This is a genomic window from Nocardiopsis ganjiahuensis DSM 45031 (assembly GCF_000341085.1).
Taxonomy (GTDB): domain Bacteria; phylum Actinomycetota; class Actinomycetes; order Streptosporangiales; family Streptosporangiaceae; genus Nocardiopsis; species Nocardiopsis ganjiahuensis.
Window position 1 is genome coordinate 347,283 of record NZ_ANBA01000002.1, and the last position, 18,680, is coordinate 365,962.

Consider the following 18,680-nt stretch of genomic DNA (forward strand, 5'->3'; position numbering starts at 1 on the left):
GCGCCCCACTGGTGGCGGGGCGCCCGCCTACCTCAACCGATCACGGCGAACCGGAGAACTAGCGGTCGCCGTAGTTGTAGAGGGTTTCGTTCACCGGTTCCGCGGTCGCGGTCGACTCGGTGGCGAGGTTGGTGGCCACCACGGTGGCACCACCCGCCAGAGCCGCGCCGATCACGCAGGCGGCGATTACCTTGATCACTTGGGGATCTCCTTCCGCGCGCCCCGCTCCTTCAGTGGTTGGGGGCGCTGGAACCCGAGACTAGAACCTGATCTAGCCATAGACCAGATGATTGCCCCAACTGTAACTAACCCGCTGGTAACTTCCAACCCTGAAATGTCGTCTTTGTCCACGCTGATGTGCTGTTCGCGCACTTCCAAAAGCGTCATGTCGGCCCCCTCGACCACCGGCGAAAGAGCCTCGGACCCGGACCAGAACCGGTTATCGACCGGCGCCGACACCACCACGTACCGCACCCCGAGACCACCGAGGAGCTCCGCCAACGCGTCCTGATCGGACACCCGTTCGGCACTCGGCAGGCCGGTCACGGGGTCGGGCTCGAGCAGACGGGCGGCCTCCCGCGCCCGGGTGTCCTCTCCGCTCACCACGACCCTCCCCCCGTCCGGGGTACCGATGCTCAGGTCGTCGTTCCAGAGCGTGCGGCGGTCGAACAGCTTGGTCGCCGGATCGAGCACCACCACGGGTTCACCCGACCACTCCAGCCCCCGGTAGGCGCTCCAGGGCAGCACGAGAACGGCACCGGGGCGCTCGTCCGCCGCCACGGCCTCCTGAGCCGCCAGCCACGCCCCGGGGTACTCCACGGGCGTCAGCCTGCCTCCGGCCCCCCACAGCAGCCCCGGCAGCACCACCACGGGCAGAAGCATCGTGAACACCACCGCCACCACGCGCCACAGCGGCAGCGACCACGCCCCGGACTCCCCCCGGTCCCCTCGCTCGCCCCTGGCCTCCTGGACCTCCAACCGCACCGGGAGCGCTGAATCCCCGCCCCCGCGGCCGGGAAGCGCACGCAGGAGCCACAGGGCCACGGCGCCCAGCCCGAGCGCCTGCACCAAGGCGAGCGGCGCCAGGTACAGCTGACCGTCGCGCAACGGCCCGAACCCCGGCCACAGGCCGATCAGGGCGGCCAGGAACTCCCTCCCCGGGGCGGACACACCCAGGACCGCGATCCCGAACCCCACCGCGGCGGACACCGAGAGCCCGACGCCCACGACCGGGCGGGACCGGTACAGCCACCACGCCCAGCCCGTCAGGGACACCGCGCTGAGCAGCAGCCGCGCCAGCGCCGTGACCGGCTCCCCGTACCCCGGCGGGACCGCGCCCGAGTTCCACACCCCGCCCAGCGCCAGCAGGGAGGCCACCGTTCCGAAGGGGGTGTCCGCACGGGCCGCGAAGGCCTCCGCCCCGGCCGGATCCGTGGCCGCTCCACTGGTCAGCGACGGCAGCAGCCACGGCAGGGACACCAGGACCAGTCCGAGCGCGAACAGCCCGGCGTTCCGCCCGCGCCGCGGCCCCGCCAGGACCTGCGGACCGGCGGTGAGCGCGCTCAGGACCACCGAGGAGAACCCGCCGACCGCCGCGGGGACCAACGAGCGCACCAGCCCGGCCAGCCCCGCGCCCGGGCGGGCCGAAGCCGTCCGGACCACCGCCCGCAGCACCCACGGCAGCCCGGCGTACCCCAGCAGCGCCGCCCACTGGCCGAGCAGCAGGCGCTCGGCCACGAACGGGTTCCACACGTAGGCGACCCCGGCCGCCGCCCCCGCGGCCAGTACCGCGCCCGGCATCCGGCCGTCCCCGGAGACCAGCCCGGCCAGTAAGCGGAAGGCCCCCGCGCCGCCCAGGGTGAACACCGCCAGCAGGGCGAGGGTCTGCACCGCGTCCCCGGGCAGCACGAGCGACAGGAGCGCCACCACGGCGTCGCTCGGGATCGCCCGCGGAAAGCCGTCCGCCCCGGCCAGCACCGTGGACAGCGACAGGTCGGGGACGAAGAGCATGTCGTACCGCAGCACGTAGCCGGGGCCCAGGGCCGGCCCCAGTGCGAGCGCGCCCGCAACCAGTCCCACCAGCCACGGCAGTACCGCCACGACCCGGAACCGGGCGCCCATCAGTCCTCCAGGAGGACGCTGTCGGAGTACCCGCCCTCCACGTAGTCCCGGTAGGAGCGGATCACGATCTCGTAGGGGCCGGAGACCGTCGCCGTCCAGCGCGGGCTCTCCCCGGCGGAGCCGAGCGTGCGCCAGCCGTCGCCGTCCTCGGGCCCCAGACCGTCCCGGGGCTCACAGGAGGTACCGGACGGGGGCTGCGAGCCGGTGGGACCGGAGGGGTCGGAGGGATCGAGCTCCGGCTCGGGGTCGGGGCGCGGTGTCACCGGCGGAGGCGAGGGGCTCGGCCTCGGCTCCTCGGTATCCCGGTCCCCGCCGCCGGGGGTGTCCTGGTCGTCGGTGGCCGAGTCCCCGGTCCGGGAGCCCCCGGACAACCCGGTGGTGTCGGCGGGCGAACGGCGGTCGTCGGTGGCCGGGTCCCCGGGGACCCGGCGCTCGTCCGGGACGCACTCCAACTGCCGGACCCACACCTCGTAGTGCCCGGCCTCCTCCACGTCCTCCCAGGACACCTGCGCGCCCCCGTCCTGTACCCGCACCCATGCGGGACCGGGTGGCGGTTCGCCGTCCCACACCATCTGGAGCGGTTCGGACTCCGTGCCCTTGTCCCGGCCCTTGAGAGGGCGCACGACGAACTCGTAGCGGGCCCCGCTGAAGAGCGACTCGACCATGAGGAAGCGCTCGTCACCGTCGCTCTCGACCTCGGCCGGGATCACCGAGGCCTCGTCCGGGGCGGGGGCCACCCTGCGCTGCTCCACCCGGTAGTCGGTGGCGCCCGGCACGTTCTCCCAGGAGAGCCTGAGCCCCTCGTCGGTCTCCTCGTAGTCGGGTTCGGGCGCGGTCAGCGGCCCCGCGGAGAGTTCGGGCAGCGGCCGCGGGAAGCCCTCCCCCACTCCCAGCGGCTCGGCCAGCGCGTCGGCGAAGGCCGCGGCGATCTTGAGCTCGCCGCGCACGTTGGGGTTGGTCGCGTCCCAGTTGTCGTAGGCCGGGGTGTACTCCTTGGCGACCTGGGCGACCACCACCGGCGACGTCTCGGAGCTGAGCTGCCCGGCGAGGTCGACCAGGCCCATGTTGAAGCGTTCGATCTCGGCGTTGACCCGGCCGTCGTCGTCGGAGCCCTCCACGTCCGGGAGCTCACCGACCACGAACCGGGCGCCGTCGAGCACCACCCGGACCGTGGAGACGGTCTCGGCGATGCCGTCGAGGGCGTGGTCGGCGCTGCCGCCGGACAGGATGTCCTCGGTCCCGGCCTGGAGGAGCAGGTACTGGGGTTCGTGCTCGGCGGCGACCCGTGCGATGTCGGAGGACAGGTCCTGGGCGCTCGCGCCCCAGCGGGCGGCGTGGTCGGTGTCGAAGTCGGGCACGGCGTAGCTGTGGTCGCCGGGCTCCTGCCCGTCCAGGGAGTAGAGGTCGTCGTCGGGGCCGACGAAGTCGAACTCGACGTCCTGCTCCGTCAGGTGTGACCACAGGTGGTAGCGCCAGGTGTGGTCGCCGCTGCTGCCCTGGGTCGAGGAGTCCCCCACCACCATGATGCGCAGCTCTCCGTCGGGCGGGCCCGGCACGGAGGCGGGTTCGTCGGCGAGCTCACCGTGTTCGCCGCCCAGTCCGCCGGAGCCGCTCTGGAGGAGCAGCAGCGTGACGGCCATGGCCGCGAGCATGACTCCGAGCAGGCCGAGAGGGCCCGGCTCGAACCGGGAACCGGGCCGCCGCGCCCCGGGCAGGTGCCAGACCAGGCGGCGCCAGGGTGCGGCGGTGAGCCAGTACGGGGCGTGCTCCTCCCACCGGCTCCGCCAGGCCCCCCGTGCCGGGGCCGCCTGCTCCGGGGAGCTCTCTTCCGTGGGGGTCTGCTCGGGGACGGGCCCGTCCTCGGGGGTGGCGTCCTCGCCCGGGTCCTGCACCATGCCCCATCTCTCGCCGCCGCGTCACGCGGGTAGTCACAGGTTCCTGTTCGGCACCGGAGCACCTTTGTCCCCGGTCGGGCGACCAGGGGGTAGACGCTCGCCAGACCAGACTAGAACTGGTTATATGGAGGGCGTCAACCTTCTGGCCCCGCCGGACTCGACGGCACCGAGCCGAAAGGCCCCCCGTGATCGGACTCCTGGTCGCGCTGCTCTCCGCAGTGGTCTACACGATCGGCCTGACCGTGGAACAGCGCGCACTGCACGGCTCCGAGTCGATCTCGATCAACCGTCCTCTTCACCTCGCCAGGGTACTGCTGGGTAACCCGCGATGGGTGTTCGGATGCGCTTTCGCCGCTATGGGCAGTGTGGGCCTGATCGTCTCCCTCGGCCTGGCCCCGGTGTCGGTGGCCCAGCCCGCCTTCGCCGCCGGTGTGGCCTCGATGCTGCTGGTGATCACCCTGGTGGCGGGCGATCGGATCACCCGCGGCGAATACGTGGCGCTGGGTGTCATGCCGGTGGCCCTGACCCTGCTCAGCCTCTCCACCGTGGACGGCGCGGAGACCGGGACGACCGCGAACACCCCGCTGCTGGTCACGGTCAGCGTGGTCACGGTCGTGGCGTGTGTCGCCGTGATGGGTTTCGCGGGCGGCCGGGGCAAGTACGTGTCCGCCGCCGCCATGGGTGCCGCCGCCGGGCTCGCGCAGGGCAGCGCCGGACTCCAGGGCAAGGGGCTGGGCGGCCTGCTCGCCGACAACGGCTTCCTCTCCGCGATCGTCCCCGCCCTGCTCTCGCCCTTCCCCTACCTGTACGCGCTGGGCTGGGCGGTCGGCATCGTGCTCTTCCAGACCTCGCTCCAGCGCTCCCGGGCCTCCATCACCGCACCGGTGTCCAACGTGGTCGGCAACGTGTTCGTGGTGGTGGTCGGCACGCTGCTCTTCAGTGAGCAGCTGCCCGAGGACCCGCTCATGCTGGCGCTGCGTGCGGGTGGATTCGCGCTGACCCTGGCCGTGGTGGTCCTGGTACGCGGCAACGTGGCCCAGGCCGAGGCCGACACCAGCAGGCTCCGCGAGGAGCGCACCCCCGCCAAGGCCGAGTAGGCCCCGGGGCCGCCCCGTACCCCGGAGCCCCGTCAGCCCGCGTCACCGGCGGGACAGGTCCGCCAGCGCCAGGCCGCCGCCGAAGGCGATCAGCGCGCCTCCCGACGCCTGGTCCAACCGGCGCAGGGTCACCGGACGCAGCCGGCGTCCGGCCAGCACACGCCCGGCCGCCGCCCACCCCAGGGCCGTGGCCGCCTCGCACACCATGTAGAGCGCGCCCAACGCGGCCAACTGCGCTCCGGCCGCGGCCGCCCCGGGCTGAGCGGAGACGAACGGCGGCAGGAAGGCGGTGAACAGCAGCAGGGCCTTCGGGTTGGCGGCCGCCGTGACGAACTCCTGGGCGGCCGGCTTCCACACCGCCGTACCGCGGACGCCCTCGCTCTCCTGCCCCGGCGGATCCCCGCCGGAGGCGGGTGCGGCGGCTGCGGCGCGCGCCGACCACACCACCCACACACCCAGACCGACCATGACGACCGCCCCGACGACCCGAAGGATCTCGAAAGCCGTCCGGGAAGTGTGCAGGAGTGCCCCCAGCCCGGTGACGACCGCACCGAGCATGAGGGCGAAGGCCGCGAACCGCCCCGTGAGTGCGACGGCGGCCGGACGGAGCCCCTGCCGTAGGCCGTTGCGGAACGCGAGCAGGTTGTTGGCGCCCGGCGAGGCCGCCACGGCCAGCGCGGCGGGGACGAAAACGGCCAACTGCGCCGAAGAGAGCATTCTTCGAGCCTAGGCAATGGGCGGCACGGCCACCAGCCACGCGCGGGGCCGGTGTCGCCCGAGTCGGGTTGCCCGGGCTGGCGCACCCGGGCAACCGGAGCCGGGCACCGGCCGGACTGCTCGAACCGGCCGGTTTCGGCTAGGCGGCGACGGAGACGGCCTCGCGCAGGCCGGGCGCGGCCACGTCGGCCCAGGCGCGCACAACGCTCTCGGGCCGGTGGGTCTCGTCAGCGGCCAGGATCAGGCCGGGCTCGGCGACCCAGGCGCCCAGGTCGGCCAGGAGGACGCGCAGGTCCTCCTCGATGCCGTGGCTGTTGCGCAGGTCGTCGACGACGACCAGCGGGACCGCGACCGTGTGGCCCAGTCCGAGTTCGGGCAGCCGGTCCAGGAAGACCTTGAGCAGCCCGGTGTAGGTGCCGTGCACCTGGGGAGAGGCCACCAGGAGCACGTCGCTGCGGCGGACCCTCTCCAGGGCGTCGGTGACGGAGACGGCGGACTCGGTGAGCAGGTCCGTGCCGAGCTCGGCCAGGTCGATGATCTCGGGGCGCGAGGTGACCCCGGCGCGGGTGGCGACCTCGGCGGCGGCGCGCAGGGCGGCCTTGCGCACGGAGGACTGGGGCTGGGGAGCGGCGACGAGCACAGTGAAGCGAGTCATAGCGGAGAACTCCTGGGTTCGGTCAGAGCGAGCCGGGATCGACCGGAAGGAACGCGGGGGGCGGTGATCGGAATCGTTGACACCGGAGGAGGACCGTTGTTCCTCATGAACCGAAGCGGAGCGGGACTTCGTCGTCCGGGGCTCGGGTGCGTCGGCTCATGCGGGGGTGCTCACACGGACCGGAGAAATGGTCCAGGACCCAAGTGGGAGAGCTGAGCGTCCGGTGTCTGCGTAAGGGCCAGGGGGCACGGGTCAGAACCGTGGCGCGGGGCACGTGGGCCCCGCAAGGCGCTAGCTACAACAGAGCGCGCTTGCCTGCTGTCTGAGATCGACATGCAGGCGCTGGACAAGCAGCTCACCGGCGGACATGTCTCCATCATGAGGCGCCTCGGCCGCTATCGTCAATGCGTGCCGCCGCCCCTCCTCCGGGGGCGTCGGGCTCCGCGCGGTCCGGTCCACCTCGCGGACAACCGTCCCAGGGAGCGGGATCACCCTGTCTCCGCTGGGAATACGTGGCCTGTCGGGGGTGCGCACGACCCTCGCCGAACCATCCGGCCACGCGAATGTAATTTACGACACACCACTCCGACACCCCGCCTGAGGGCGGCACCTCCAGACACAGGGAGAGCCCGAGACATGGCCCAGACACCCCTCACCCTGACCGGCGCTCGCGTCGTGACGGCCGACGGAACCCACGAAGGCTGGGTTCGGATCGAGAACGGCAGGGTGGCCGGACTCGGCACCGGCAACCCCGGCGCGGGAGACCGGTACGACGTCGGCGGACGCCTGGTCGCTCCGGGGCTGGTCGACACCCACATCCACGGCGGCACGGGGCACGCCTTCCCCGAGGCCGACCCGGAGGGGATCCGCGAGATCGTCGCCTTCAACCGCCGGGCCGGGGTGACCTCCCTGGTCGGAGGCCTGGTCGCGGCCACCCCCGAGGCCACGCTGCGGCAGGTCTCGGTGCTGGCCGACCTGTGCGACGCGGGTGAACTGGCCGGGATCTACCTGGAGGGGCCGTTCATCGCGCGGTCCAAGTGCGGGGCGCACGACCCCGACCTGCTGCGCGACCCCGACACCTCGGAGTTCGACGCCTGGCTCGAGGCCGGGCGCGGGCACGTCAGAATGATCACGGTGGCCCCGGAGCTGCCCGGCGCCCTGGACCTGATCGGTGCGGCGCGCTCCTGCGGGGTGGTCGCCGCGATCGGCCACACCGAGGCCGGCTACGAGCAGACCCTCGCCGCGATCGACGCGGGGGCGACCGTGGCCACGCACGTCTACAACGCGATGCGGCCGCTGAACCACCGCGACCCGGGGCCAATCGCCGCCGTGCTCGGCGACGAGCGGGTGACGGTGGAGCTGATCCTGGACAACGTGCACGTCCACCCGGGCGCCGCCCGGCTGGTATTCGCCGCCGCTGGCCCCGGGCGGGTGTCGCTGGTGACCGACGCGATGTCGGCGACCGGCCTGGGCGACGGTGAGTACACGCTGGGCGACCTGCGGGTCCGGGTCCAGGGGGGCGAGGCGCGCCTGGTGGAGAACGGCGCGATCGCCTCCAGCACGATCGTGCTCCCGCAGGCGGTGCGCAACGCGGTCGCCGTGGGCGTCCCCGTGGCGGAGGCGGTGCGGTCCGCGTCGTCGGTCCCGGTCGCGGCGCTGGGCCTGTCCGGCGCGGGGCGGATCGAGGTCGGGGGCCACGCCGACCTCGTGATCCTCGAGGAGGACCTCTCGGTCTCCGAGGTGATGTACCGAGGCGCCTGGGTCGAAGGCAGTTCGGTGTCCTGACGGCGTGTCGTGAGCACGGTACGGATTAGTAACTTGACCCTGAGCGACAATTACGGACAGGGCGTCGAGGAAAGCACCGTGCCTGACACGAAAGGATCCACCATGGCTCAGTCGAGACAGGCCAACGACCAGCAGCCGACCCGCGTGCCCTCCGAGGAGCGCGACCACCTCGGCAAGCTCGCCAACGAACTGTCCCGATACGAGGTCCAGGCGGAGGTGATGGACGAACCCGCCCTGTGCCTGCGGGTGCGCAACCCGTCCTCCACCTACGCGGTCGAGGACGTGATCTGCGAGCGTCGTGAACACGACTTCGCTTTCATCGCCTCGTTCGGGGTCCACCTGGGCAACAGCGGGAGCGTTTCGCTGACCGCCCACAAGGTCGCATGGCTCGTCGGAGCCACCAAGGAGTAGGAAGAACCAGACAACGGGGGCGGAGCCGACGGGCACCGCCCCCGTCGACTGCCCTCAGGGGGCTTGGTACCTTCACCGGAAGCGCCCCCGGACGAACAGGACCCCTCGTGACCACCTTCCGCTACGGGCTCCACGCCGTTGACGAGACCTTCTTCGAGACCGCGCCCATGCGCTGGCGCGTGGGCCTGGAACTCGCGGCGTCCCCCGACGAGGTCTGGGCGGGTCTCACCTCACCGCGTCCGCTGTCCTGGTGCCGGGCGCTCCCCGAGGTGTCCTACACCACCGAGGCGCCCTACGGCGTGGGCACCACCCGCGAGGCGAACGTGCTCGGCACGTACCGGATGCGCGAGAGGTTCTTCCGCTGGGACGAGGCCGAACGGCGCAAGTCCTTCCACGCCGACGCGGCCAACCTCCCGGTGTTCAACTCCTTCGCCGAGGACTACCACGTGGTCCCCTTCGACGGCGGCAGCAAGCTCGTGTGGTCGTTCGCCTTCTCCCCCTGGAAGGGCCTGGACAGCGCCATGCAGCTGGGCCGGCCCCTCGCCGAGTCCCTGCTCGCCTCCCTGATCAAGGACACCCGAAACCACTTCGGCCCCCTGACCGAAGTCCGGTGACCCTTCACCCGGAGCCAGGCGCCGGTTAGGCTCGGTCGCGGTTTCGGAGCCGCCCCTCGGCACCCCGTCCACACCACCGACACCACACACCCCTCGGCGGAGGCAGAGCACATGGAGTACGTCAAGCTGGGCCGGACCGGCCTGGACGTCTCGCGCGTCGCCCTCGGCTGTATGAGCTACGGCGACCCCGGACGGGGACGCCACGACTGGAGCCTCGACGAGGAGACCAGCAGGCCGTTCATCCGGCAGGCCCTCGACGCGGGAATCAACTTCTTCGACACCGCCAACGCCTACTCGGACGGCCACAGCGAGGAGATCGTCGGCCGCGCGCTGGCCGACTACGCCGACCGCGACGAGATCGTCCTCGCCACCAAGGTGTTCATGCCGATGCGCCCGGGCCGTCCCAACGGCGGCGGGCTCTCACGCAAGAACATCATGGCGGAGATCGACCACAGCCTGCGGCGGCTGGGCACCGACTACGTGGACCTCTACCAGATCCACCGCTTCGACCCCACCACTCCGCTGGAGGAGACCGTCGAGGCCCTGCACGACGTGGTGAAGGCGGGCAAGGCCCGCTACGTGGGCGCCTCCTCGATGTACGCCTGGCAGTTCGCCAAGGCCCTGCGTGTGGCCGACGTCAACGGCTGGACCCGGTTCTCCACCATGCAGAACCACTACAACCTGCTCTACCGCGAGGAGGAGCGGGAGATGCTGCCGCTGTGCGCGGACGAGGGCATCGGGGTGATCCCGTGGAGCCCGCTCGCCCGCGGTCTGCTGACCCGCGAGTGGGGCACCGAGACCACCCGGACCAGGGGCGACGTGTTCGGCGGCACGCTGTACCGCGACGAGGACCGCCCGATCGTGGACGCCGTGGGCCGGATCGCCGAGAAGCGCGGTGTCCCGCGGGCCCGGGTCGCCCTGGCCTGGGTGTCCCGCAACCCCGCGGTGACCTCGCCCATCATCGGTGCCACCGAGCCACGGCACCTCACCGACGCGGTGGAGTCCCTGGACGTCGAGCTGACCGACGACGAGGCCGCCGAGCTGGAGCAGCACTACACGCCCCGCCCCGTGGTCGGCCTCTGAGGACCCCCGGGCCGCCGCCGACGGGCATCATCGTCCCCATGAACGACTTCTTCCCGGGCGGGGACGCCGAGGACGACCTGGGGCATCCGGTCCGGCTGGACTCCCCGCCGGCCCGGGTGGTGTGCCTGGTGCCCTCGATCACCGAGGCGATCGCGCACACCGCGCCCGAGGCGCTGGTCGGCGCGACCGAGTGGTGCACCCACCCGCCCGGCCTCGCGGTGGAGCGGCTGCGCGGCACCAAGAACCCGCACGTGCGGCGGATCGTCGAGCTCGCCCCGGACCTGGTGGTGGCCAACCGGGAGGAGAACCGGGAACGGCACGTCCTCCAGCTGCGCGAAGCCGGGATCCCGGTGTGGGTGACCGACATCCGCACCGTGCCGGGGGCCCTCGCCTCGCTGCGCCGGCTGCTCCGCGTGCTGGCCCCCGGCTCCTCCCCCGCGTGGCTGGCCGAGGCCGACGCCGTGTGGGCCGCCCCGCCCCCGCTGCGGCGGGTGCGGGTGGCGGTTCCGATCTGGCGGAACCCGTGGATGTTCGTGGGCGCCGACACCTTCGCCCACGACCTGCTCGCCCGGCTGGGCGCGGAGAACGTGTTCGCCGACCGCGAGGGGCGCTACCCCTCGGCCGAACCCGAGGACGCGACCGCGGCCGACCTGGTGGTCCTGCCCGACGAGCCCTACGCGTTCGGCCCCGAGGACGGGCCGGAGGCCTTCGGCCCGCCCTCGGTCCCCGTGTCCGGCCGCGACCTGACCTGGTACGGCCCCTCCCTGGTCGGCGCCCGTCACCGGCTGTCCCAGGCTCTGGTCAGCGGTTCCTGAGCCGTGCGAACAGCTTGAAGAAGAGCCACACCACGACGGTCATGGCGCCCAGGCCGACGCCCGCGCCCACCAGCGCGCCCAGCAGGGTGGCCGCCCGGTCCGCGTTGTCGCCGTCCCAGAGGGTCCGCCCCAGGCTGAGCAGCGCGAGGACCCCGACCACCAGGGAGAAAGCGGTCACCACCAGGCCGGGGACCCCCCAGAAGAAACGCTTCCGGGCGGGCGCGGGGCGCTCGGCCAGCTCCGCCTCCGGGCCGACCAGCGCGGCCCGCGCCCGCTTGAAGTAGGCGTGGGTGAAGTAGTGGCCGCACGGCTCCCACCCCTCGGGAGCCAGCCGCTCCGCCATCCGGGCCCGTTCCCTCCTCCCGAGCGCGGACTCCTGCCGGTACTCCCAGGCCTGCGGGCTCTCGTCCCGGTGACTGACGAACCGGCCCTGCCGGTCCACCAGGTCGATCTCCCAGCCCTGGGCGCCCATCTCGTTCATCCGGGCGGGAGCCTCGAAGGCGTCCGCTCCCCAGACCAGGGCCTCGCCCCCGGGCCCGGACCCGCCGCCGCCTCCGGTGAGGTCGTCGGCGAACTCGGCGACCGGCCCGAACTCCTCCTCCGGGTCGGCGTCTCCCTCGGCCACGAACGCAGCCAGGTCGTTCACCGTCTCCCGGATCCGTTCCTCCGCGACCTCCCGCTCACGCAGCAGGGTCTCCAGCTCGTCCAGGTAACTCATCGGATTCCGCCCTTCCGCAGGACCTCGCGTACCGATCCGTCGAACTCCAGCCAGGCGGCGCCCTGCTCGGCCAGGACCGCACGGCCCTCGTCGGTCAGTTGGTAGTAGCGCCGTCCGGGCCCCTTCTCCGCCGCGCGGAACTCCGCGACGACCAGGCCCGCCTCCTCCAGCCGGTTGAGCACCGGGTAGAGGGTGCCGCCCTTGATCCTGCCGAACCCGGCCTCGTCCAGCCTGGCCGCCAGGGCGTAGCCGTAGCTCTCGCCCTCGGTGAGCCCGGCCAGTACCAGGAGGTCGAGGACCCCCTTCAACCAGCTCGATCGTCGATCCACGTGTTTCTCCTTCAGGCCGCGGTGGCCACGGGGGCGGACGCCTTCTCGGCGCCCCTGGGCTTGGGCGAGAGCAGGAAGCCGCGCAGGTCGACCGCGGCGTGCGCGATGATCGGCAGCAGCAGACTTCCGGTGCTCAGGTACAGAAAGGTCAGTGCGAGCCCGGCGACACCGACCCCGGCCATCGCCCTCGGCCCCTGGTACAGGTGGGCGAGGGTGAAGACCGCGAGGCTGAGCCCGGCCGCCGCGACGACCGGCAGCCCGAGGGAGACGCCCACGGCGATGAACAGGCCGCGGAAGACGATCTCCTCGCAGATCCCGGCGGTCACCGAGGCTCCGGCGGCGTAACCGCGCTCACGCCGGTTCCTGGGGCGCAGGTCCTCCAGGATCCTGGGGGAGATCCCGTACTTCACGGCCAGGAGGGCGAGTACCGCGCCCGCGACACCCAGACCGACGAGGACCCCGGCCAGGGTCTCCCAGTCACCGTCGAAGCTCAGTCCCACGTGGGCCCAGGTGACCTGGGGCGACATCAGGACGGCCACCAGCACGAGACCGGCCATGAGCCAGGAGCCGACCATCCCCCAGCCGAAGAACCGGGTGTAGGCGTTCGGGTCGACGTCGCGGTCGCGCTTCATGCGTTCGAACCAGGCCTTGCCCCACCGGGGCTCGCACAGAACCAGGTAGGCGACCAGCACCAGGGTGACGGCCAGGGCCGGGGCGGAGAAGGCGGGGACTGAGAGCTCGGGGGGCATCGGTGTCTCCTTCATCGGTTGCTCTACCTAGACGGTAAAGCAACCTAGTTAGGATTACAACCTAAGTAGCCGTGCGACTCCCTCTCTCGCCTCTCCCCTGCGGCCGAACCTCCGCCCGAACACGGCCACCGCGGCCAACCCGCCGGCCCCCGCCAGGGCCACCACCAGGTGCGGGGGCACGAACTCCGCGACCGCCCCGGCCAGGGCGAACCCCAGGCCCTGCGTGATCATCAGTCCCGCCGAACCCAGTGAGAACACCCGCCCGCGCATCTTCTCCGGGGTCGCCTCCAACAACAGTGCGTCCAGAGCCAGCGTGTACCCGTAGCCGAGCGCACCCACCGCCAGCGCGGCCACCGCGAGCACCGGGCCCGGATCCGACACGAACAGCAGGGACGGCACGAAGGTGAAGCAGGCCAGCGGCAGCATCCAGCGCCGCCGCTGCCCGGCCGTCAGCAGCGCCCCCGCCAACAGCTCACCCACCACCGTGCCGACCGGGCCGGCGGTCAGCAGCATCGCCACCACCATGGGGCCGCCGCCCATCCCCGCCGCCAGCGGGGCGGCCAACGCCTCCGACCACACGAAAAGCGAGGCGGGCACCCAGCTGAGCAGGAAGACCGACCGGAGCCGGGGCAACCGGAAGGCCTCACGCACCCCGCCCAACGAGGAACCGACCAGCCCGCCGGCGACCTCCCTCCCCGGCCTCGCCCGGGTACCCAGGCCCACCAGCAGGGCGGATCCGGCCATCAGGGAGGCGGCCACCAGCAGCGCCACCGTCGGGGAGGTGGCCAGCATCAGCACGCCGCCGAAGGAGAACCCCGCGATCTGCGCGGTCTGCGCGGCCATCCGCATCAGCGAGCGCCCCAGCGGAAAACCACCCCGGTCCAACACGTCCGCGAGCGCGGCCGAGCGCGCGCCCGAGTACACCGGAGCGACCGTGCCGCTCACCACCAGCAGCACCAGCATGACCGGCACCGGTGTGCCCGGAACCGCCATGCACGCCATCACCGCCCCGCTCAGCAGCTGCGCCAGCACCATGACCCGGCGCGCGGGGAAACGATCAGCCACCGACGACAGCAGCGAAGCCCCGACCAGGTGCGGAAGGAAGCCCAGGGCGAAGGCCAGCGCCGACAGCAGCGGCGAGCCGGTCCGCTCGAAGATCAGCACCGAAAGGGTGATCTGGACCGCGACCAGCGCCAGGATCGACAGGACCTCCGCGAGGAAGAGGACACGGAACTCGGGTACGGACAGCACCCGGCGAAAAGAGGACATGGCGCCCACTCTGGGCCTGCCGCCCGTGCGGCTCAACGGATTCGGATATCTTCGAATCCTCCTGAAAGGTGGACGGAATGCCAGGCCAGGTGGTCTTCGCACGCGAGGACCTGATGCGCTGCCGGTTCGCCGTCTCCCCGCTGTGGGAGACCCTCGCCGCCGTGCACACCCTGTTCGAACCGCACCGGCAGAGCTTCCACCTGCCGTGGGTCCGCACCGCCCGGCTGCCCGAGCACGTCGACCTCTCCCCGCTCCGGCTCCTGCTCCCCCGCCCGGGATACGTGCCGGACTTCCTCACTCCCCCGCCGGATTCGCCGCTGACCAGCTTCGAGGACGGGATCGCCCGGCTGCGGTCCGCTCCGGCCGACCGCGTGGAGCACGAGCTGCGCCTGAGCCTGCTCGCCCCGCACCGCGGTCTCCCACCGGCGACCACGGAACCGTTCCTCGCCGACCCCGCCGCCACCCGCGACACCTTGGCCGACCTGCTCACCACCTGCTGGACACACCTGGTCCGCCCCCACTGGCCCCGCCTCCAGGCCCTGCTGGACGCCGACATCTCCCTGCGTTCGCGCGTCCTCGCCCTCGAGGGCCTGGAAGCGCTTCTGACGGGCCTGGACGACCGCCTGCGCTGGAAGGGCGACACCCTGAACGTGGCGGGCCCCTCCGCCCCCGAGAGGCTCCACCTGGGCCACCGGGGCCTGGTCCTGATGCCGAGCGCCTTCATCTGGCCGGAGCTGATCCTCATCAGCGAGGAACCCTGGCAACCGACCCTGGTCTACCCGGTCCGGGGCGTGGGCGACCTGTGGGCGGCTCCGGGCAGCCCGCCCGAGGCCCTCGCCGGGGTGGTGGGCCGCACCCGGGCCCGGATCCTGATCCACCTCACCGAACCGGAGACCACTCACGACCTGGCCATCCGCCTCGGCCTCGCCCGGGCCACCGTCTCCACCAACCTGATCGCGCTGAGGGACGCAGGCCTCCTGGAGTCCTGGCGCGTGGGCCGCCAGGTCCTCTACGCCCGCTCGCCGCTGGGAAACGCCCTCACCGCACAGGGACAGCGGCGCTCCGGGAATTCGTGAGGGGATGTCTCCCCAGCCCGGGTCAGTCGACCCCGCACATGACAAAGCGCCCCGCGGCGAGAAGGACGAAATCCCCCACACCACAAGGGCGCGTCACACAAACACCATTCCTCACCACAGGGACCTGAACCACAGATCACCCTTTCACCGACCCCGCACACGACAAAGCGCCCCGGAGGAAGGGGACGAAGCCCCACACCTCAGGGGCGCGTCGGATGCGAGCGCCCATCGGGGGTCTGGGGGTCGCCCCCCAGAGGGCACAACGAAGGCGACCCGGCGAGCGCGTTCACGCGCGAGCAGGGCCGCCTGAGAGCTTCGGGGGGCCGGGGGGTCGTCCCCCCGAAAACAGGAACGGACCGCGGCGAGGAGGACGAAGTCCCCCGAGCAGCGGCCCGTTTGCGCCCATCGGGGGTCTGGAGGTCGCCCCCCAGAGGGCACAACGAAGGCGACCCGGCGAGCGCGTTCACGCGCGAGCAGGGCCGCCTGAGAGCTTCGGGGGGGGCCGGGGGGTCGTCCCCCCGAAAACAGGAACGGACCGCGGCGAGGAGGACGAAGTCCCCCGAGCAGCGGCCCGTTTCTCGTGGAGGTGGCGGGAATCGAACCCGCGTCCTTCAGCACCGAGCCAGGGCTTCTCCGGGTGCAGTCTGTAGTGTCGTTCTGCTCGGCCTCAGCGCTTGTACAGACACATCGCTGACAGGCCCAGCCACGAAAATGTCCCGCTCAGACCCCGTGGCCTGATCTGAGCAGTGAGTCATCTAAATGGTGCCGGATCCCGAGCCGATGACGAGCCCGGACCGACAGAGTCACAATCGCTTAAGCAGCGAGAGCGAACTCAGTGCGCTTGGAATTGGCACTTGAATTTATGCGAATGCAGGATTAACGAGGTCACAAACACAACCCTCGACCCGCTTCCCCTGGAACGACTACCGAAGTCGAAACCGATCACCCCCTGTGAAGTTGTCAAGACCACCTGTCACCCGAGGGCTCCGGGAGGCCGACATGCGAGTGAACGAGCACTCGCGTGTTCGTCACTCTACCTGTTGAACAGTGCGGGGTCCAAGTAGATTCCCGGTGGGGGCGAGGAACCCGAAGTTCTTTCACCGGGCAGGGAGAAACCCCCGTGAGGCGGACGCAAGAGAGGTCGACGCAACTCACGGGGGCGGTCGGCCAGGGTCGGAGCCGACCTTCGGAACCGACAGGGCCTCCCCCGAGACGAGGTCCTGTCTCTGCACTGGTCCGCTACCCCCTGTGGCGGTCCCAGTCATAGGGAAAGACGCCGCCGGAGCACCCGTGGGTTGCTCCGGCGGCGTCTTTTTTGCGCGGGGTCTTCCGATCAGTTCCCGTTGAGGTCGGCCTCGGCGCCCTGCTCGCCCTCAAGACCCGGTTCGACGGGAAGGTCCGCCGGGGGCGCCGGGTCCTCGGCGGCGAGGCTCTCGTCTCCGACGGTGGTCCCGTTGGCGAGGCCGTCGAGGAAGCTCGTGGCGGCGGTGACGGCGTACTGCTGCCACTGGCTCATCTCGGGGTCGACCTCGGCGAGCACGGCGAAGGCGACGTCGCCCTGGTAACCGACGAACCAGTGCAGGGCGGTGCCGTCCTGCTCGGTGCGGGAGGCCTGGCCGAACACCTGCTCCTCGCCGACGTTCACCTCGGGGATGCGCAGGCTCACCGCGTCCCGCAGTCCCTCGCGGACGGTTTCGAGGTGGGCCTCGTCGAGCTCGGTGGAGCCGGCCGGGGCCGGGCCCTCCTCGCGGACGAGGGTGGGGCCGTGCCAGGAGCCGTCGGCGACGGCTCCGGCGGCCAGGGCCATGGCGAGCGGGCTCACCTGGACACCGTGGTCGCCGACCATGGCCGAGGCGAGTTCGGCGGCGTCGTCGTCGATGTCGACGGTCCCCGAGGAGACGGGGAGCGGGAGCTGCCAGTCGGCGCCCAGACCGAGCCGGGCGGCGGCTTCGGTGAGCGCCTCCGGGCCGACCTCGGGAGCGATGTCGACGAAGCCGACGGTGCACAGGTAGGTCATGTTGCGGACCAGCGTGGGGTTCTCCGCGAGGAAGCCGTTGCTGGGGTTGGTGAAGACCTGGTCTCCGACCTCGGACTGGAAGCCGCAGGGCATCGGGCTGTCGGCGGTGACCGCTCCGGTGTCCAGGGCGGCCAGGGCCGACACCATGGTGAACGTGCCGCCCGGGGCGTAGGCGCCGGTGAAGGCTCCGTCGTCGGCGGCGCTGCCCGAGGCGTTGGCCGCGGCAAGGACCTCACCGTTGGTGGTGTCCACCGCGACGACGTACCCGTCGCCGGGCAGCGACTCCAGGGCGTTCTCCGCGGCGTTCTGCGTGGCCAGGTCCAATGTGGTCTCGATGCCGCCGCTGCGCACGCCCTCCCAGGCCTCCAGGACGTCGGTCTGCTCACCGTCGTCGCCGAGGGTCACCACCTGGGTGGTGGCCGTTCCGGCGAGCTCCTGCTGGAAGATGTTCTGCAGGCCGCTCAGGCCGACGGTGTCGCCCGCCTGGTAGGGGCCGGCGACCCGGGAGGAGACCCGGTGCTCCGCGGTGCCCGCGACCTCGCCGAGGACGAAGGGGGCGACCCGCGGAGACAGGTTGACCTCGACCTCCTGGGTGTCGACGCCGGCGATGTTCCCGGCCTCGCGCATGAGGGCGTTGTCGGCGTCGCGGATGAGGACGAGCGGCTGGAACTGCTCGGGCGGAGCGGACCGCACCCGGTTGAGCAGCGGGTCGGGGTCCTCGTCGAGGAGTTCGGCGAGCTCGGTGACGCCCGCCTCCTTGTCCTCCATGTCGGCGGGCAGCACACCGAAGGCGGTGACGCTGTCCGCGGAGACCAGGGGCTCCCCGGACCGGTCGAGGATCTGGCCGCGCTCCTCGATCTCGTAGCTGACGGCGAGGCGCTCGCCCTCCCCGAGATCGGGGTGGATCACGCTCGGCGACCAGTCGATCAGCCAGCCCGAGGGGCCGTTGGTCAGGGACATCTCACCGGTGTAGTTCCACACCGGGTCGCCGATGCCCAGGTCCGCGGTGGCGCCGAACTCGGCGGTCGCGGAACCGCCCTCCGTGGAGATCCGTCCGAGGTCGAACCGGATGGAGGCGAGGTCCAGCTGGTCGTGCGCGTCGGTCAGCGCCCGCTCGACCTCTTCGGGGTCGCCGTTGGTGTTGCGGGCGGCCTCGGCGTGGTTCCCGTCCTGCCAGGCGAGCAGGAAGGACCTGACGGCCACCTCCGGACTGGGGTGGGTCGTGCACGCCGCGAGACTCAGGGCGACGATCAGGCCACTGCTGACGGCCGCGATCTTGCGGCCGAGGGGACGGGGGGACACCTCTATGTGTTCCTTTCAGGCGCCTCG

The 18,680-nt window shown here is 71.9% G+C and carries 17 protein-coding genes and 1 other RNA gene; 7 read left to right on the forward strand and 11 right to left on the reverse strand.

Annotated elements, in window-relative coordinates:
• Positions 1–58: 58 nt before the first annotated feature.
• Genes D458_RS36885 through D458_RS0102155 form a run of 3 tightly spaced genes read right to left on the reverse strand, consistent with a single transcriptional unit; the run spans position 59 to position 4,016 of the window.
• Entirely contained in the window at positions 59–199 is a 141-nt protein-coding gene (locus tag D458_RS36885) for a hypothetical protein (protein ID WP_017542507.1), read from the reverse strand.
• Complete coding sequence (locus tag D458_RS0102150) at positions 196–2,121, reverse strand: NACHT domain-containing protein (RefSeq protein ID WP_017585085.1); 1,926 nt, start codon at positions 2,119–2,121, stop codon at positions 196–198. The genes D458_RS36885 and D458_RS0102150 overlap by 4 nt, the downstream gene beginning before the upstream one ends.
• A complete protein-coding gene (locus tag D458_RS0102155; protein WP_017585086.1) occupies positions 2,121–4,016 on the reverse strand; it encodes an SGNH/GDSL hydrolase family protein in 1,896 nt (631 codons plus the stop codon). The genes D458_RS0102150 and D458_RS0102155 overlap by 1 nt, the downstream gene beginning before the upstream one ends.
• A 185-nt stretch (positions 4,017–4,201) precedes the next feature.
• Between D458_RS0102155 and D458_RS0102160 the strand changes: the two genes are divergently transcribed.
• A complete protein-coding gene (locus D458_RS0102160) occupies positions 4,202–5,113 on the forward strand; it encodes a hypothetical protein (RefSeq protein WP_017585087.1) in 912 nt (303 codons plus the stop codon).
• A 42-nt stretch (positions 5,114–5,155) separates the two neighbouring features.
• Here D458_RS0102160 and D458_RS0102170 read toward each other — a convergent pair whose 3' ends face one another.
• Positions 5,156–5,830, reverse strand: a complete 675-nt coding sequence (locus D458_RS0102170) for a LysE family translocator (RefSeq protein WP_026118908.1) — start codon at positions 5,828–5,830, stop codon at positions 5,156–5,158.
• Between the two features lie 139 nt (positions 5,831–5,969).
• Entirely contained in the window at positions 5,970–6,485 is a 516-nt protein-coding gene (locus tag D458_RS0102175; RefSeq protein ID WP_026118909.1) for an NADPH-dependent FMN reductase, read from the reverse strand.
• 636 nt (positions 6,486–7,121) lie between these two features.
• Here D458_RS0102175 and nagA point away from each other — a divergent pair.
• The 5 genes from nagA to D458_RS0102200 all read left to right on the forward strand — a co-directional run bounded on the left by nagA (position 7,122) and on the right by D458_RS0102200 (position 11,193).
• Positions 7,122–8,270 carry an N-acetylglucosamine-6-phosphate deacetylase gene (gene nagA / locus D458_RS0102180; protein WP_017585090.1) on the forward strand — a complete coding sequence of 383 codons (1,149 nt, stop codon included), beginning with the start codon at positions 7,122–7,124 and terminating at the stop codon, positions 8,268–8,270.
• A gap of 102 nt (positions 8,271–8,372) precedes the next feature.
• Positions 8,373–8,681 (forward strand): hypothetical protein, encoded by a 309-nt coding sequence (locus tag D458_RS0102185; protein WP_017585091.1) that lies wholly within the window; start codon positions 8,373–8,375, stop codon positions 8,679–8,681.
• A gap of 107 nt (positions 8,682–8,788) precedes the next feature.
• Positions 8,789–9,295 carry an SRPBCC family protein gene (locus D458_RS0102190; protein WP_017585092.1) on the forward strand — a complete coding sequence of 169 codons (507 nt, stop codon included), beginning with the start codon at positions 8,789–8,791 and terminating at the stop codon, positions 9,293–9,295.
• A 111-nt stretch (positions 9,296–9,406) separates the two neighbouring features.
• Positions 9,407–10,378, forward strand: coding sequence for an aldo/keto reductase (locus D458_RS0102195; RefSeq protein WP_017585093.1), 972 nt, complete (start codon positions 9,407–9,409; stop codon positions 10,376–10,378).
• A gap of 38 nt (positions 10,379–10,416) precedes the next feature.
• Positions 10,417–11,193: a helical backbone metal receptor gene (locus tag D458_RS0102200; RefSeq protein ID WP_017585094.1), complete on the forward strand. Its 777-nt coding sequence runs from the start codon at positions 10,417–10,419 to the stop codon at positions 11,191–11,193.
• Here D458_RS0102200 and D458_RS0102205 read toward each other — a convergent pair.
• From D458_RS0102205 to D458_RS37825, 4 genes are read right to left on the reverse strand one after another with little or no spacing between them, the layout of a single operon-like run.
• A complete protein-coding gene (locus D458_RS0102205) occupies positions 11,180–11,911 on the reverse strand; it encodes a hypothetical protein (protein ID WP_017585095.1) in 732 nt (243 codons plus the stop codon). The genes D458_RS0102200 and D458_RS0102205 overlap by 14 nt on opposite strands.
• Positions 11,908–12,240, reverse strand: a complete 333-nt coding sequence (locus tag D458_RS0102210) for a PadR family transcriptional regulator (RefSeq protein WP_026118910.1) — start codon at positions 12,238–12,240, stop codon at positions 11,908–11,910. Before D458_RS0102210 ends, D458_RS0102205 begins: the two co-directional genes overlap by 4 nt.
• Positions 12,241–12,251: 11 nt before the next feature.
• Complete coding sequence (locus D458_RS0102215) at positions 12,252–12,989, reverse strand: CPBP family intramembrane glutamic endopeptidase (protein ID WP_017585097.1); 738 nt, start codon at positions 12,987–12,989, stop codon at positions 12,252–12,254.
• Between the two features lie 54 nt (positions 12,990–13,043).
• On the reverse strand, positions 13,044–14,258 hold the full coding sequence (locus D458_RS37825; RefSeq protein ID WP_051049555.1) for an MFS transporter: 1,215 nt from the start codon (positions 14,256–14,258) through the stop codon (positions 13,044–13,046).
• Positions 14,259–14,335: 77 nt separating this feature from the next.
• Here D458_RS37825 and D458_RS0102225 point away from each other — a divergent pair, with 77 nt between their 5' ends.
• Positions 14,336–15,334, forward strand: coding sequence for an ArsR/SmtB family transcription factor (locus D458_RS0102225; RefSeq protein ID WP_026118911.1), 999 nt, complete (start codon positions 14,336–14,338; stop codon positions 15,332–15,334).
• Between the two features lie 578 nt (positions 15,335–15,912).
• Here D458_RS0102225 and ssrA read toward each other — a convergent pair.
• Positions 15,913–16,284: a transfer-messenger RNA gene (gene ssrA / locus D458_RS35065) on the reverse strand.
• 383 nt (positions 16,285–16,667) lie between these two features.
• A complete protein-coding gene (locus D458_RS0102230) occupies positions 16,668–18,653 on the reverse strand; it encodes a penicillin-binding transpeptidase domain-containing protein (protein WP_017585100.1) in 1,986 nt (661 codons plus the stop codon).
• Positions 18,654–18,680 lie beyond the last annotated feature (27 nt).

What these genes read in the sequence shown, in the direction of transcription:
- D458_RS37825 (WP_051049555.1), bottom strand. Translation starts at nt 14,258, where the DNA reads ATGTCCTCTTTTCGCCGGGTGCTGTCCGTACCCGAGTTCCGTGTCCTC.
- D458_RS0102195 (WP_017585093.1), top strand. Translation starts at nt 9,407, where the DNA reads ATGGAGTACGTCAAGCTGGGCCGGACCGGCCTGGACGTCTCGCGCGTC.
- D458_RS0102225 (WP_026118911.1), top strand. Translation starts at nt 14,336, where the DNA reads ATGCCAGGCCAGGTGGTCTTCGCACGCGAGGACCTGATGCGCTGCCGG.
- D458_RS0102155 (WP_017585086.1), bottom strand. Translation starts at nt 4,016, where the DNA reads ATGGTGCAGGACCCGGGCGAGGACGCCACCCCCGAGGACGGGCCCGTC.
- D458_RS0102185 (WP_017585091.1), top strand. Translation starts at nt 8,373, where the DNA reads ATGGCTCAGTCGAGACAGGCCAACGACCAGCAGCCGACCCGCGTGCCC.
- D458_RS0102150 (WP_017585085.1), bottom strand. Translation starts at nt 2,121, where the DNA reads ATGGGCGCCCGGTTCCGGGTCGTGGCGGTACTGCCGTGGCTGGTGGGA.
- nagA (WP_017585090.1), top strand. Translation starts at nt 7,122, where the DNA reads ATGGCCCAGACACCCCTCACCCTGACCGGCGCTCGCGTCGTGACGGCC.
- D458_RS0102170 (WP_026118908.1), bottom strand. Translation starts at nt 5,830, where the DNA reads ATGCTCTCTTCGGCGCAGTTGGCCGTTTTCGTCCCCGCCGCGCTGGCC.
- D458_RS0102215 (WP_017585097.1), bottom strand. Translation starts at nt 12,989, where the DNA reads ATGCCCCCCGAGCTCTCAGTCCCCGCCTTCTCCGCCCCGGCCCTGGCC.
- D458_RS0102200 (WP_017585094.1), top strand. Translation starts at nt 10,417, where the DNA reads ATGAACGACTTCTTCCCGGGCGGGGACGCCGAGGACGACCTGGGGCAT.
- D458_RS0102175 (WP_026118909.1), bottom strand. Translation starts at nt 6,485, where the DNA reads ATGACTCGCTTCACTGTGCTCGTCGCCGCTCCCCAGCCCCAGTCCTCC.
- D458_RS0102205 (WP_017585095.1), bottom strand. Translation starts at nt 11,911, where the DNA reads ATGAGTTACCTGGACGAGCTGGAGACCCTGCTGCGTGAGCGGGAGGTC.